The sequence below is a fragment of the Mesorhizobium sp. P2_F8 genome, assembly GCF_056403655.1.
Genome location: NZ_JBFUFB010000003.1, coordinates 344,160 through 357,655 on the forward strand (window position 1 = coordinate 344,160; position 13,496 = coordinate 357,655).

Below are 13,496 nucleotides of genomic sequence, written 5' to 3' on the forward strand. Positions count from 1 at the left end.
CGGCCTCGCCACCCGTTTCCTGCCAAGTGCCTGATCGCCGTCGCCCGAGCCCTCGTTGCTACGCCGCCCGCTTGGGTTCGATCGCAAATGGGCTGAGACCCAACCAGGTCTGCATTTTCCTCGCGATGTGCTGGTCGCCGGTCAACGCGACCTTTCCCCCGGCCTTCTCGACGGTGATCAACCCCATCCAGATCGCCGTCATCGTGTGCAAGTCCGTCGAGACGTAGAGATCGACCTCAAAGCCCGGATCGTACCAGCACAGATCGACCTCGCCGTGCTTCTCGACGATCAGCCACCACGACCGTTTGGACGCCGGTAGCTCCTGATACAGAAATTGTATCACCGTGCGCCCCTCCGGCAGCGGCGAGGGGTTCAGGTTGCGCCGCATGTCCCACATCAGCAACGACGGATCGAGGTTTTTCAGCGACAGCCGGGACTCGACCCATTTCTGTCCCCAGAAGCCCATCGCCTCGACGACTGGGCGCAAATCCCTGCCGGCTTCCGTCAGCCGATATTCGAAGATGCCTTTCTCGCCCGGCACTTCCTTGCGCTCGATGATCCCGGCCAGTTCGAGCTCCTTGAGCCGTTGCGACAGAAGGGTCGGTGACATTTTCGGCACGCCGCGGCGCAGGTCGTTGAAACGGGTCGAGCCCGCCACAAGTTCGCGCAGCAGAACCATGGTCCAGCGGGTGCAGAGCACCTCGGCTGCCATCGATAGCGGACAGAACTGCTTGTATCCGTGCTGGGTCATGATTGGTGCCTCTCCCTCGAACCTGAGCTGAATATTAGGCCTTCATGAAGGAAGCGGCCAGTACGGAAACTGTACCACCCCAGTACAGATCGCGGACTGGTTGGCCGGCGTCCTGCCATGCGACCTCTTGGCCGGTGCACGGGATACCCCTTGCGCCACAACCAGGAGACGACCATGACCGCTTACATCATCGCAGACATCAAGGTGAAGGACCCGCAGTGGATGCCGTCCTATGCCGCCTCGGTGCACGATCTCGTCCACAAGCATGGCGGCAGATACCTGTCGCGCAGCGGCAATGTGAAAACGCTCGAAGGCAAGCCGCTCGACACCACGCTGATCGCCCTGATGGCGTTCCCGTCGGAAGCGGCGGCGCGTGCCTTCACCAACGATCCGGCGTATGCGCCATTCGTTTCGGCCCGACAGGATGGCAGCGACAGCCGTTTCCAGATGATCGACAACACCGATCTGGCCGGAACGATCCCGTATCTGCCGAAGGGATGACCGTTCCCGGCATTCGTCGCATCGATTGCGGGATCTCCAAGCAACAACAGTCACAGCGCTTGTGTGTCGGGCCTCCTTATTTTCGGCGGCCGGCCAGCTGTGCTTTTTCAAGAAGAATGGAATGAACATGATATCGAACGTCCGAAACAGGCTTCTCATGGCGGGGGCCATGCTGGCCGTCTGCACCGCATTCGCGCAGGCGCATCAGGAAGCGCCTGCGTCCGGCCCCAATCCGCTGGCCGACAAGGTACGGGCTGCCAACAGCCGGTTTGTCGACGTCAAGGCCGCGACGGCCGAGGGCTATGCGCCCATTCCCTGCGCCAGCGGCATCACCGGCGGCGCCATGGGCGTCCACTACGTCAACGGCCAGTATCTGAAGGACGACAAGATCGACATCGCCCGTCCCGAAGCCGTGATGTACGAGCCGATGGCCGACGGCACGCTGAAGCTGGTGGCAGTCGAATACATCACCTCGAAGGGGCCGGCGTCGCTGGACGGACAGCTGTTCAATTTCAACAGCGCGCCCAATCGCTATGGCCTGGGCGCGTTCTACGAACTGCATGTCTGGGCCTGGAAAGGCAACCCGACCGGCACCTTCGCCGACATGAACCCGAAAGTGTCATGCGAACACGCGATGGCGCCGAGCCAGTAGCCGGTAATGGCCAGGCGGCGCCAATGCCGCCTGGCCACTCGCCCGAGGCCTGTGGGGCGCGGCAGTCCGGCGTCAGCCAGGCCCGGTCATTGTGTTATCGGATCGGGGATCGCCGATCCCAGCTCGGCGATGTCCCGGCTCGTTTGCGGCAGGAGCAAACGCCCCGTCACATACCAGAGCAGGGAGACGACAAGGATCGAGAGGTAGCCATCCACGGCATAGTGCCAGCCGGTATAGACCGAGCCGAACAGGATGAAGGCCGCAAAGGACCAGCCGACGATGGCCCAGCGACGACCGAAACCGGTCAGGAAGAGCGCGTTGAGCGTAACGAAGGCGACATGCATGCTTGGCATGGCGGAGATGCCGCTGCCCAGCTCAGGACGTCCGCTCCTGTAGGCTGCAAGCAGATAGTTGGCATAGACATAAACCGGAGCGGCGGAGCCGTTCTCAGTCAGGGCGGTTCGCAGTCCGGCAAACCGGTCACCGCCGTAGAACTGGTCGTGGAATATCGGGCCGGCGGACGACAGCAAGGTCGCAAGAACGGTGCCGCACAGGATCGTGGTCAGCGCGAACGCCCATAGATAGCGCAAGCGCCTGACTGGATCGCGCCAGAAGGCGACGAACAGCAAAATGCCGAACCATTGGACATGCCAAACATATGCGTAGCCGGCGAAAATCACGGCCGAGAACGGTTCGGGAACGACGCTGTGCGCCCAAGTCCACGGATCGGTGCCATGCAGCCAAAGATCAAGCTCCACCAGGGCGCGGTCGGCGTAGAACGGCACGACGTCCGGGATGGCGACCTTCAGGGTGGTGAAGGCGGTGATGCCGAGATAGAACAAAACGATGACAGGTGTGGCTGCCAGCCAACTCTGGCTGAGCGTGTCGAGCATGTACCTGGTCGGGTTGCGCCTGGCAAATGTCAGCGCCGCCAGGCCGAGCCCAGCCGCCAGAAGCGTGGGCAACAACAAGACGAACGGCCTGGCATAGGAATGCGCCAGATGCAGATAGCGATCCGGCTCCAGGTAAAGAGCAGTCAGGGCATAGGTCAGACACAGGGCAGTCAGCAGCCAACCGCTCCTGGTTGCCGCGACGTCCAGGTCAAGAGGGGCGGACGAGCGGCTATTGCCGCCGCGCTGCCCGGTGTGCGCATTCATCGGAGGACATCCCGCCAGCTGCCCAGAAAATTGTTATGGAGTATTTCGCAGGCGATGTATTACCAACTGGTTACACTTGTATCCAAGTAAAATTTTATTCGTCACACAGTTATAATTCACAATTTGTTGGCAAGGATTCATTGACAACGATGTTGCGCCGCAACGCACCTGCGTCATTCGCCGCCATCCGAGGCTTTCGACCGTTGCAGGCGGCCTTTCCATCAGGCTTCGGCCGCGATTGAACGTGGGGCCATCGCCTGGACGGCGATGGCCCAGCGATCAGGCGGCCTTGACCAGGCCGAGCTGGTGAGGGCGGCGACGCCGTCGTCGAGGCCGATCTCCTCGACGATCCTGCCGTCGACCACTTTCAGCACGGTGGTGCCGGTGAAGCGCATGGTGCGGCCGGTAGCGGCCGGCAGCGAACCGACGAGGAAATCGTTGAACGCCGGGCCGGCATGAGTACCGCCGCCCTCCCACTGGCCGACGACATAGTCGCCTTCGGCGATGAGCTCGGCGGTGGCCCAGAAATTGAGGTCCGGGAAAGCGGCGCGGAAGTCGGTCATGAAGGCCTTGATGTCGTCGCGGCCGCGGCGCGGCTCATGCAGCGAGTATTTCAGCAGCATGTCGGGTGCGGCGATGTCGTCGACCACCGACAGGTCGCAGGTTTCACCCCAGAAGTCGGTGAACCATCTGACGACGACGGCCTTGTTGTCTTCCTGTTTGGTCATTGGGAGGTCCTCTTTCTGTTTGTCTTGGGGATCACCGGCCTTCGCCGATGACCCTGGGCAAGCACTAGGACGATCCGTTGGGGGCAAAACTCCGGTTCTTGCCGGCCAATCGAAAGGCGGGAACGTGCCGGCAACGCTCACGCAAGCTGGCAACGCAGGATCGCCGTTCTGGGGCAGTCTTCCTTCGGTAACTGTTTCTTCTCTGGTTTTGCTGCAGATTGCCCCCTTGGTGGGGATGAGCGAAACAGACGATGGCGCGTCAGGACAAGAAAACTCGTAATGGAACGTTCTGGGCCAAGGCCCTGGAACGCGCCCATCTTGGTGTCTGGGACTGGGATCTTGCGACCGGCGCGTGCTTCTATTCAGCGACCTGGGCGCGGATGCTGGGCTATGATGAAAGCGAACTTGCCAACACCAGTGACCTGTGGCTGCAACTGACCCATCCCGACGATCGCGAGCGGGCGCTGGCCAGCGGCGACCGCCACATCGCCGGACAGACCGACGCCATCGAGACCGAACTCAGGCTGAAGCACAAGCACGGCCACTGGGTATGGGTGCTCGATCGCGGTGGCATCGTCGAGCGCGACGCTTCCGGAAAGCCACTGCGGCTGATGGGCGTGCAGACCGACATCACCAAGCAGAAGGCGGCCGAAGCCGAGCTCGAAAAGGTCAATGTGCGCTTCCGCCTGGCGCTCGCCGCCAGCGGCACCGGCATCTGGCACTACGACATCGCCACCAACAAGAGCTATTGGGACACCCGCACCAGAGACATGTTCGGCCTCGTCGCCGACACCGACGAGGTGACGGCCGACCTTTGGCACAGCTATCTGCATCCCGAGGACAAGGAAGCCACCGAGCGCGCGCACCGGGCACCCATGGGAACGGACGCCGTCATCGCCAATCAATACCGTATCATCAGGCGCGACGGCGAGATCCGCCACATCGAATCGCTGGTCCGCTTCGTCGCCGCCGCGGGTGCTGCCGGCCAGATCCTCGGCACGGTGCGCGACATCACCGAGGAAAAGCTGCGCGAGCAGGAGCTCGCCTACGCGGCCCGCCATGACGCTCTGACCGGCCTGTGGAACCGCTCCGCCTTCGACCGGCTGCTTGCCGACCATATCGCGGCAGGTGCGCCGCTCGCCGTGTTCTATGTCGATCTCGACTACTTCAAGGCGCTCAACGATTTTGCCGGCCACGCCGCCGGCGACCTGGCGCTGAAGAGCGTTGCCGCCGGCATCCGTGCTTGTCTGCCGCCATCGGCGCATGCGGCGCGGCTGGGCGGCGACGAATTCGCGCTGGTGGTGCCGCATTGCGATGCCGTGCAGGCCGAGCGGATCGCCACCGCCGTGCTTGGCGCGGTGCGCGAAGCCGATCTCGGCCCGGCCGCATCGACGCGCAAGCTGGCGGCCTCGATCGGTATCGCCTTTGTCGATGATGCTAGCACCACGGTGGCCGACGCGCTGGCCTGCGCCGACGATGCCTGCTACGCGGCCAAGGCTGCCGGGCGAAACCGTTTCGCTGTGTTCTCCGTCAAGACGGCATCGGGGTCGGGCGGGCTGAATGCGGCGCGCATCGCCGCCGACACCGTCGATGCCATGGAAGACGGACGGCTGAAACTGTTCGGCCAGGAAATCCATCTGCTGGGCAGGCCCTGGGAAGAGAGCCGCCATGTCGAAGTGCTGGCGAGGCTCACCGCACGCAATGGCCGCCTGGTGTCGCCCGGCGAGTTCATTCCGGTGGCCGAGCGGTTCGGCATCGCTTCCAGGCTCGACCGCTGGATCATCCGCACCGCGCTGTCGCGGCACGGCGCGGCGTTGCGCTCGGGCGCGCTGACGCTCGGCTTCAACCTGTCGGCGCAGACGTTGAGCGATCCGCAATTGTGGGCGTTTGTCGACAGCGTCATCGAGGAGACCGGGGCGCCGCATTCGGGCATCGGCTTCGAGATTACCGAGACCGCCGCGGTCACGAATTTCGACGCCGCAGAACAATTCGTGCGCAAGGCGCGTGAGCGGCACTGCCGGGTCAGCCTCGACGATTTCGGCGCCGGCATGAGTTCGTTCGAATATCTCAGGCGTTTCCCCGTCGACACGATCAAGATCGACGGTTCCTTCATCGAGCACATCACGCAAAGCCGCTTCGACCGCGAGATCGTGCTGGCTATCACCAGCATTGCCCGCAGCCTGGGCTGCGCTGTGGTGGGCGAGAAGATCGAACGGCAGGACACGTTGACGATGCTGAGCGATATGGGCGTCGCCTTCGGCCAGGGGTTCTTGCTGCACCGGCCCGAACCGCTGGAGGCGATCGTTTCGCGCGCGACCAGGGTGGTGGCGGCCCGAAAGGCATCGTGATCCAAGTATATTGATATCCAGGTATATTGAGGTTCAGGTGTGTTGAGATTCAGGCCGGGCCAGCCGGCCTGAGTCTCAAAACATCTTAAGCGGTTCGCCGCGCCGTCGATTGCGGAAATTCCAGCACTCCAGCCTCGGATGGCCTGTGCTGTGCCTCTGCCACCGTTTCGATCAACAGATCGAGGGCCTCACATGCCATGCGGCTCGTCTCGTCACTGCCTTGCAGATAGTGATAGGCGCGTTCGAGGTGGATGCGGGCCGCTGAAAAATCACTGGTCAATGGTCTCTCCATGATCCCGCCCCAATCTATCTTGGCGGGCCTGGCGGAATGCGGGGTAAATATCCACAGGCGGCTTTTATTCAAATGCCGCGAATGTTGCGCGCGCTGTCAGGAGCGAAGTCTCCAACTCTTTGCCGCGTCTTGCTGCGCGGCTAGACTGCGACCTCCCCTGTCCGAGGTGAGATCGATGATCGTCCAGGCCTGCATCAACGGCGCGCGCCCACGTGATTTCCACCCCAGGCTGCCGCTCGATGCACAGGCGATGGCGAGCGACGCGGTGGCCTGTGTCGCCGCCGGTGCGGCCGAATTGCACATCCATCCGCGCATTGACGAACGCGAAAGCCTGGCGGCGGTCAATGCCACTGTGCTGGCGGTGCGCCGGGCCTGCCCGGGCACGCTGATTGGCGTGTCGACCGGCGCCTGGATCGAGAACGATGTCGAGCGGACCCGCGCCGCGATCGGCGCTTGGCAGGAACTGCCCGACTATGCGTCGGTCAATTTGTCGGAGGCTGATGCGCCTGGGGTGATGGAGCTGCTGCGCCAGCGCGGCGTCGGCATCGAAGCGGGGCTTGCCACAACAGCCGATGCCGAACGTTTCGTCGGTCTTGCCGACCACGGCCGCGTGCTGCGCATCCTGATCGAGATCGACATCCAGGACCTGCCGGCTGCACTGGACGAGGCCCATGGCATCGCCACCGTGCTCGAGCGGGGCGGGGTGCGGCGGCCGATCCTGCTGCACGGCGTCGACGCCACGGTCTGGCCGTTCGTCGCGCTTGCGCATCGCAAGCGCTGGTCGACGCGGGTCGGTCTGGAGGACGGCAAGACGCTCGCCGATGGCAGCGTGGCCAGGGACAATGCGGAAATCGTTGCGGCGGCCGTGGCGACTTTTCGGTCCGCGCCTGCGGGCTAAACGGTCGAGCCTCAGGCTTGCCCGCTGGTCGGTGATGTCCAGCCGCGTAAAATGTGTTTCTGGATCTTGCCGGATGCGGTGCGCGGCAGCGTATCGGTGAGCAAGAACTCCTTCGGCACCTTGTAGCGGGCGATACGGGCGCCGCAGTGGCTTGCCAGATCGGCCGGGTCGACAACGCGACCGGGTTTGACCACCACGAAGGCGCGCCCGACTTCGCCCCAACGCTGGTCGGCGACGCCGATCACGGCCGCTTCGGCAATATCGGGATGATCGAGCAGCGCCATCTCGACTTCGACCGGAAAGACGTTCTCGCCGCCGGAAATGAACATGTCCTTGCGGCGGTCGACGAGGGTGACGAAGCCTTCGCCGTCCTGCCGCGCGATGTCGCCGGTGCGGAACCAGCCATCGGCGGAGAAGGCGCGCGCCGTCTCTTCCGGCCGGTTCCAGTAGCCCGATGTGATGCCGGGGCCGGACAGCCAGATCTCGCCAGGTTCGCCGGCGGCGACGTCGCGGCCATCGTCGTCGACGATGCGCAGGCAGATCGCCGGCGCCGCAAGACCCGCCGAACCCGCCTTGCGGGCGATCCGGTCGGTCTCGACCGGCATGCCAAGCACGGTGCCGGCTTCCGTCATGCCGAAGCCGTCTACCATGCACACACCTTGCGCCAGCCACCAGTTGATATCGGCGGCGGGGTTTGGCGCTCCGCCGGTGAAGATGGCGGTGAGCGAAGTCCAGTTCGCGGGCGCAAAATCCGGATGGTCGCGCAGCATTCTGGCCATCTGCGGCACACAGAAATAGTGGGTGACGCCAAGCGCGGGATCGGCAAGGCGACGGTTGGTGAGGCCGGCATCGAAGCCGGGCGAGATCAGCACCGTGCCACCCTGAAGCAGAGGTGGCCGCAGGTTGGTGATGAGGCCGATGACATGGAACATCGGCGCGTCGCAGAGGAAGATGCTGGCGTTGCCGACCCGCCCCAGCACGCCGAAATTGATCGCGGTGGCCAAGGCGTTGCGCTCGGTGACAATAACCCCTTTCGGCCGGCCCGACGTGCCGGATGTGTAGAGGATGATCGACGGCGTATCGTCCGCCGGCAACGGGCGGCGCGCTGCCGGCGGATGCGCCTCGACCGCCGCCGCGAAGGCAGCGACTTCGACCGGCCTGCAGCCTTTGGGCAGCGCCATGTCGAGGGCCGAGTCATGCAACAGAAACACCGGTTCGCAATCCTGGAGGATCGTCTTCTGCTCGGCGCTGGCAAGCCGCCAGTTGAGCGGCACGAAGATGGCGCCGAGCCGCATCGCGGCCTGCTGCAGGATCAAGAGATCGGCGCAGTTGCGGGCTATCGTCGCGATCCGTTGCCCAGCCGCGATGCCATGGCCGCCTTCGAGAACGCCGACTGCACGTTGGACGGTTTCGTCCAGCGCGAAATAGGTCCAGCGCCGGCCGGTGGCCAGGTCGACACAAGCGAGACGATCCGGCTGCGCCCTGGCGTGCAGAGCCACGGGGTCTGATGTCGTCCAGGCCGGCATCTGCGTCTCCTCCCCAGGATTGCCTGTGCTTTGCGGATCACCTTGCCTTGTCGTAGGCGCCGAGACCCGGCTTGTAGCTCTTTTCGTCGATGAACTGGCGGATGCCTTCCTTGCGGCCCTCATTGTCGTGGGAATTGGCCGCCTCTTGCGCCCGCACGAGATAGTCCTCGGCATTGTCGTAGGTCATCTCGGCGACGCGGCGGATGGCGTCCTTGGTCGCCTTCAGGGCAATCGGGTTCTTCTTCAGCAAGAGGGTGGCGACCTCGGTGACACGCGCCTTCAGATCCGCCAGCGGCAGGCTTTCATTGACCAGCTTCCAGGCGGCGGCCTTCCTGCCGTCGATGAGTTCGCCGGTCAGCGCGTGGTACATGGCGTCGCGCATCGACAGGAGGTCGACCACCACCTTGGTGGCGCCGCCGCCGGGCAGGATGCCCCAGTTGATCTCGGACAGGGCGAACTGCGCTTCGTCGGCTGCGAACGCGAGATCGCAAGCGAAGAGCGGGCCATAGCCGCCGCCGAAGCACCAGCCATTGACCATGGCGATGGTCGGCTTGCCGTACCAGCGCAGCCGCCGCCACCAACCATAGGCTTCGGACTGCGCCTTGCGGATGGCACCAAGGCCCTTGGCTTCGGTCTCGCGGAAATACTCCTTGAGGTCCATGCCCGCCGACCAGGCGCTGCCTTCGCCCGACAGCACCAGCACGCCGACATCGTCGCGGAATTCCAACTCGTCGAGAACCTCCATCATTCGCCGGTTGAGCGCCGGGTTCATGCAATTGCGTTTGTCCGGACGGTTGAAGCGCACCCAGGCGATGCCGTTCTCGACGTCGAAGGCAACGGTCTCTTCGGTCATGGTCGGGTCCTCCCGTTTCACTGCTGCATTGGTGACAATTGCTATGCAGCATAGCGATTATATTTGCTATGTCGCATAGTATTTTTCGCTTGACAAGGACCTTGATCGCGGCGATCGGTTGCAGCATGGACGAGGCTCGCACCAGTCGCGGCGCGCCAAGCGCGACACCTAAAGACGCGCTCGATGCGCAGATCGGCTACAATCTCAAACGCGCCTCGGCCGTTGCGCTCAACGATTTCGCGGTGGAACTGGCCGATGCGGCTCTGCGCCCGGTCACCTATGGCATGCTGGCGCTGATCGACGAGAAGCCCGGCATCCGCGCCGCCGAGCTCTGCCGCCTGCTCGGCATGAAGAGCGCCAACATGGCACCGCTGCTTGCCGAACTGGAAGAGCGTGGGCTGGTCGAGCGTGACGACCATGCCGGCGACAAGCGCGTGCAGATGCTCGCCCTGACGCCGGCCGCCAGGGAGGCCATGCCCGGATGGCGGCGGCGGGTTCGCCGGCACGAGGACCGGTTCCTGCATCGGCTGACGAAGAAGGAGCGGGCTACGCTGCTGCGCCTGCTGCGCCTGATCTGGACGGATGAAGGGGGCTAGCTGGTTTCCTCGTCCGGCGCCGCAAGCTGCGGCAGCAGGGCAAAGAGCGCAATCACTGGCGGCACGACGAAGCACCAGACATTGGCGAAGGCAAAGCCGAGTGCCGCGGCAGCGCAGCCCGCGGCAAACACGGCGACCGCCACTGACATGCGCCGCAGGCGGGCGATGAGGGCAGGGCGGGCCTCTGGCTTCACGCCGCCCAGAAGATCGCTGACGTCGATCATGATCTGGGTGGTGGTGCCGGTCATCAGCGTCGATGGCGGTGCGGCCGCGAGATGGACGCGGTGCACCGCGTTCTGGATCGCCATGGCGGCGACCAGCACCATGCCGGTGACGATGGCAGCCGCACCGTCACCGCTGGCGAAGGGGCCAAAGCGGATCGCCAGCGCAGCACCCGCGATCAGCAGCGCCAGCTTGGCCGCCAGCAGCACACCGAGCGCCGGCCGTCCCCGCCTGCGCAAGCGCTCGCCGGCCAGCCGGGTCAGGATGACGACGATGCAGAACACCGGCAACGCCAAAAGCTTTGCCAGCACGCCCGAGATGCCGAGCACCAGGGAGGCGCCCAGGGTGACGAAATTTCCCGTCACATGCGCGGTGAACAGGCCCTGCAGGGCCAGGAACCCGGCTGTGTCGACATAGCCGCCATTGAGGCTCAACAGCAGCGGCAGTGTGGGTTTCATCGTTGCATCTCCTGGTCAGGCTTGGCGGTCAGCGTCTCATATCCCGGCGGAGCGTTCCACCTCGGCGCGGCACCTTGCCGTCGCGAGCGCGGCCCCTTGCCGTCGCCCGCGTGGCCCTTGCCATCGCGAGGTCGCCGCCACATGAACGGCAAACTCGGATGTTCACTTGACGACAATTGTGTCCAACGGAGCTTTTGCATGTCGCTGTCCGGTACGACAACCCGCTACGGAAGCCTTGCCCAGGCATTTCACTGGCTGACGGCACTGCTTGTGCTCATCGCCTTCCTGGTCTCCGAAGGCGGCCCGCCGGCACGGGTCTATTCCGAGGCCCGCGCCTCGACCCTGTTGCTTCACGAGACGCTCGGTTTCGCCGTTTTCTGGCTGCTGGTCGCTCGTCTGGTCTGGCGCCTGTTCGACAGCGTTCCGGACGCACCGCCGATGCCGGCATGGATGGACGTCGCCTCCAAGGTGACGCACTGGGCGCTCTATGCGCTTCTGTTCGCGGTTCCAGCGACCGCCATGCTCGGAGCATGGTTCGGCGGCCACCCGGTGACGGTCTACGGCCTCGGCGCCATCGGTCCGTTTTTCGGCCCGTGGGGTGCGGGCGGATCGCTGGCGGACATCCACGGCACGCTTGGCGATATCATCCTCTGGCTCGCCGGCCTGCACGCCGCCGCGGCCATCTTCCATCACGTCTTCCTTGGCGATCGCGTGCTGAGCCAGATGCTGCCCGGCTTGCCCAAGGCGCGTTGATATTCAACCGGCCTGCCCATCGTACGGGCTATGAGGGGCAGCGCCGACTTTAACGGTGAGCCCGGCCAGCCCGCTACAACGTAACAGCCCGCCCCAATCCCCGCCGAACCGCTTCGCGATAGGCAAGGTCGGCCGCCACCATGTCTTCCATGGCAACGCCCATCGCCTTGTAGACGGTGACCTGCTCGGCGCTGACGCGTCCCGGCCGTAGACCGAGCAGCATTTCGCCGAGTTCGGTTCCGGTTTGCGGATCGAGACCGGCGAGTTCGCAGGAGCCGACCGGGGTCGGGGCGAAGGCTTCGCTTGTCTCGACGAACAGGCTTGCCCGCCTGATGAGGTCGACCGGTAGTTCGCCACCGGGCGGTGCGACGCCCACCGACGAGACATGGGTGCCCGGCCGCACCCAGTCGGCCGAGATCACCGGTGCGTAGGAATGCGTCGCCAGGCAGACGACATCCGACGAGCATACCGCAGCTTCAAGATCGCTGACGGCGACGACGCCCGGATGCTGCGCGGCAAGCGCCTGCGCATCCGCGAATTCCTTCGAGACGACGCGGATCTCGGCGAAGTCGCGCACCAGCGGCAGAAGGTGCAAGTGCTGGCCGGCCTGCACGCCGGCGCCCACCACCGTCGCCACCTTGGCGTCGCGCCGGGCGAGTTCACGAACCGACAGCACAGCCGAGCCGGAGGTACGCACCGCGGTGATGTAGGTGCCGTCCATGACGCAGACCGGCATGCCGGTCTGCGGGTCGAACAGATGGATGGTGGCGAGGTGGCTGGGGATGCCTTTGGCAATGTTGCCTTCGAAGACGTTGACGATCTTCACCGTCAGATGCATGCCCGCCGTCCAGGCCGGCATCGCCAGCGAATAACCTGCATCGGGAATATCGAGCTGCGGCCGCGCCGGATTGACGACCTTGCCATCGGACAGCGCCTTGAAGCCGCCGGCCAGCGCCTCGAGAAGCTGGCGAAGGTCGATGCAGGTTTTCACCTCGGCTTCGCTCAAGAAGAGCACTGGTGTATCGCCCTTGGCCTGGGCGCTGCGGGAGATCGATAGGGCAGTTGTCATGGGATACGCTTTCGTTGTCGGTTGGAGTGCACGGCAACGGTATTGCGATCTGGCGGCGTGATGAAATATGCTGTTTTTGCGATTTTGGCGTGGTTATCACGCTAGTCCTGGCTCAAATGTGTGAATCCTGAAATGGACGATCTCGACCGTATCGACCGCTCGCTGCTGCGCTTGTTGCAGGAGGATGGCCGCCGCACGACGCTCGATCTGGCGCGGCGGGTCGGCCTGTCGCCGACAGGGGCGGCGCAGCGCGTCAAGCGGCTGTTCGCCGAAGGGTTCATCCGCGCGGTGCGTGCCATTCTCGATCCCGCCAGGATCGGGCAGGCACAACTCGTGTTCATCGAGGTGCGGCTCGACCACACAGCGCCGCAAGTCTTCGACCGCTTCGCCGAGGCGGTGTTGCAGGCGCCCGAGATCATCGAATGCCACATGGTGGTCGGCGGTTTCGACTATCTGGTCAAGGCGCGCATCGCCGACATGACGGTGTTCCAGGATTTCCTGCAGCGGGTCATCCTGCCGCTGCCCGGCGTCCGGGAAACGCACACTTATGCCTCGATCGCCAATGTGAAGCCCGACGCCCTGCTGCCTGTCTGAACTCGCAGCGGCATGGGAGAGTTTTTCTGCATGCTGGTTCAGGCTTTCTGGTTCGAACTGGCTGACGAAACCGGCTATACACCGCCAACTGCGAAGGC

The 13,496-nt window shown here is 64.4% G+C and carries 14 protein-coding genes and 1 pseudogene; 7 read left to right on the top strand and 8 right to left on the bottom strand.

Annotated elements, in window-relative coordinates:
• Positions 1–58: 58 nt before the first annotated feature.
• Positions 59–751, bottom strand: coding sequence for a winged helix-turn-helix transcriptional regulator (locus AC1DZP_RS08965; RefSeq protein WP_477301680.1), 693 nt, complete (start codon positions 749–751; stop codon positions 59–61).
• A 174-nt stretch (positions 752–925) separates the two neighbouring features.
• Here AC1DZP_RS08965 and AC1DZP_RS08970 point away from each other — a divergent pair, with 174 nt between their 5' ends.
• Complete coding sequence (locus AC1DZP_RS08970) at positions 926–1,252, top strand: DUF1330 domain-containing protein (protein ID WP_095091320.1); 327 nt, start codon at positions 926–928, stop codon at positions 1,250–1,252.
• Positions 1,253–1,373: 121 nt separating this feature from the next.
• Positions 1,374–1,904 (top strand): hypothetical protein, encoded by a 531-nt coding sequence (locus AC1DZP_RS08975; RefSeq protein WP_477301682.1) that lies wholly within the window; start codon positions 1,374–1,376, stop codon positions 1,902–1,904.
• 86 nt (positions 1,905–1,990) lie between these two features.
• Here AC1DZP_RS08975 and AC1DZP_RS08980 read toward each other — a convergent pair whose 3' ends face one another.
• Both AC1DZP_RS08980 and AC1DZP_RS08985 read right to left on the bottom strand, forming a co-directional pair.
• Positions 1,991–3,061, bottom strand: a complete 1,071-nt coding sequence (locus tag AC1DZP_RS08980) for a phosphatase PAP2 family protein (protein ID WP_477301684.1) — start codon at positions 3,059–3,061, stop codon at positions 1,991–1,993.
• Between the two features lie 279 nt (positions 3,062–3,340).
• A pseudogene (locus AC1DZP_RS08985) lies at positions 3,341–3,789 on the bottom strand (ester cyclase).
• A gap of 251 nt (positions 3,790–4,040) precedes the next feature.
• Between AC1DZP_RS08985 and AC1DZP_RS08990 the strand changes: the two are divergent.
• Positions 4,041–6,137, top strand: coding sequence for an EAL domain-containing protein (locus AC1DZP_RS08990; RefSeq protein WP_477301686.1), 2,097 nt, complete (start codon positions 4,041–4,043; stop codon positions 6,135–6,137).
• Between the two features lie 85 nt (positions 6,138–6,222).
• On the opposite strand, the gene AC1DZP_RS08995 is transcribed toward AC1DZP_RS08990, so the two are convergent.
• Positions 6,223–6,417 (bottom strand): hypothetical protein, encoded by a 195-nt coding sequence (locus tag AC1DZP_RS08995; protein WP_167392369.1) that lies wholly within the window; start codon positions 6,415–6,417, stop codon positions 6,223–6,225.
• Positions 6,418–6,604: 187 nt separating this feature from the next.
• Between AC1DZP_RS08995 and AC1DZP_RS09000 the strand changes: the two genes are divergently transcribed.
• Entirely contained in the window at positions 6,605–7,327 is a 723-nt protein-coding gene (locus AC1DZP_RS09000) for a 3-keto-5-aminohexanoate cleavage protein (RefSeq protein WP_457150678.1), read from the top strand.
• Positions 7,328–7,338: 11 nt separating this feature from the next.
• On the opposite strand, the gene AC1DZP_RS09005 is transcribed toward AC1DZP_RS09000, so the two are convergent.
• A complete protein-coding gene (locus AC1DZP_RS09005) occupies positions 7,339–8,853 on the bottom strand; it encodes an AMP-binding protein (protein WP_477301688.1) in 1,515 nt (504 codons plus the stop codon).
• Positions 8,854–8,890: 37 nt separating this feature from the next.
• Entirely contained in the window at positions 8,891–9,706 is an 816-nt protein-coding gene (locus AC1DZP_RS09010) for a p-hydroxycinnamoyl CoA hydratase/lyase (protein WP_457150680.1), read from the bottom strand.
• Between the two features lie 101 nt (positions 9,707–9,807).
• Here AC1DZP_RS09010 and AC1DZP_RS09015 point away from each other — a divergent pair, with 101 nt between their 5' ends.
• Positions 9,808–10,302 carry a MarR family winged helix-turn-helix transcriptional regulator gene (locus AC1DZP_RS09015; protein WP_477301690.1) on the top strand — a complete coding sequence of 165 codons (495 nt, stop codon included), beginning with the start codon at positions 9,808–9,810 and terminating at the stop codon, positions 10,300–10,302.
• Here the strand turns inward: AC1DZP_RS09015 and AC1DZP_RS09020 are convergent.
• Positions 10,299–10,982 (bottom strand): YoaK family protein, encoded by a 684-nt coding sequence (locus AC1DZP_RS09020; protein WP_457150682.1) that lies wholly within the window; start codon positions 10,980–10,982, stop codon positions 10,299–10,301. The two genes, AC1DZP_RS09015 and AC1DZP_RS09020, sit on opposite strands and share 4 nt — an antisense overlap.
• A 198-nt stretch (positions 10,983–11,180) precedes the next feature.
• Here AC1DZP_RS09020 and AC1DZP_RS09025 point away from each other — a divergent pair, with 198 nt between their 5' ends.
• A complete protein-coding gene (locus AC1DZP_RS09025; protein WP_457150683.1) occupies positions 11,181–11,735 on the top strand; it encodes a cytochrome b in 555 nt (184 codons plus the stop codon).
• A 73-nt stretch (positions 11,736–11,808) separates the two neighbouring features.
• On the opposite strand, the gene AC1DZP_RS09030 is transcribed toward AC1DZP_RS09025, so the two are convergent.
• Entirely contained in the window at positions 11,809–12,804 is a 996-nt protein-coding gene (locus AC1DZP_RS09030) for an ornithine cyclodeaminase family protein (RefSeq protein ID WP_457150684.1), read from the bottom strand.
• Positions 12,805–12,936: 132 nt separating this feature from the next.
• On the opposite strand from AC1DZP_RS09030, the gene AC1DZP_RS09035 reads away from it, so the two are divergent.
• A complete protein-coding gene (locus tag AC1DZP_RS09035; RefSeq protein ID WP_457150685.1) occupies positions 12,937–13,398 on the top strand; it encodes an Lrp/AsnC ligand binding domain-containing protein in 462 nt (153 codons plus the stop codon).
• Positions 13,399–13,496: the final 98 nt, after the last annotated feature.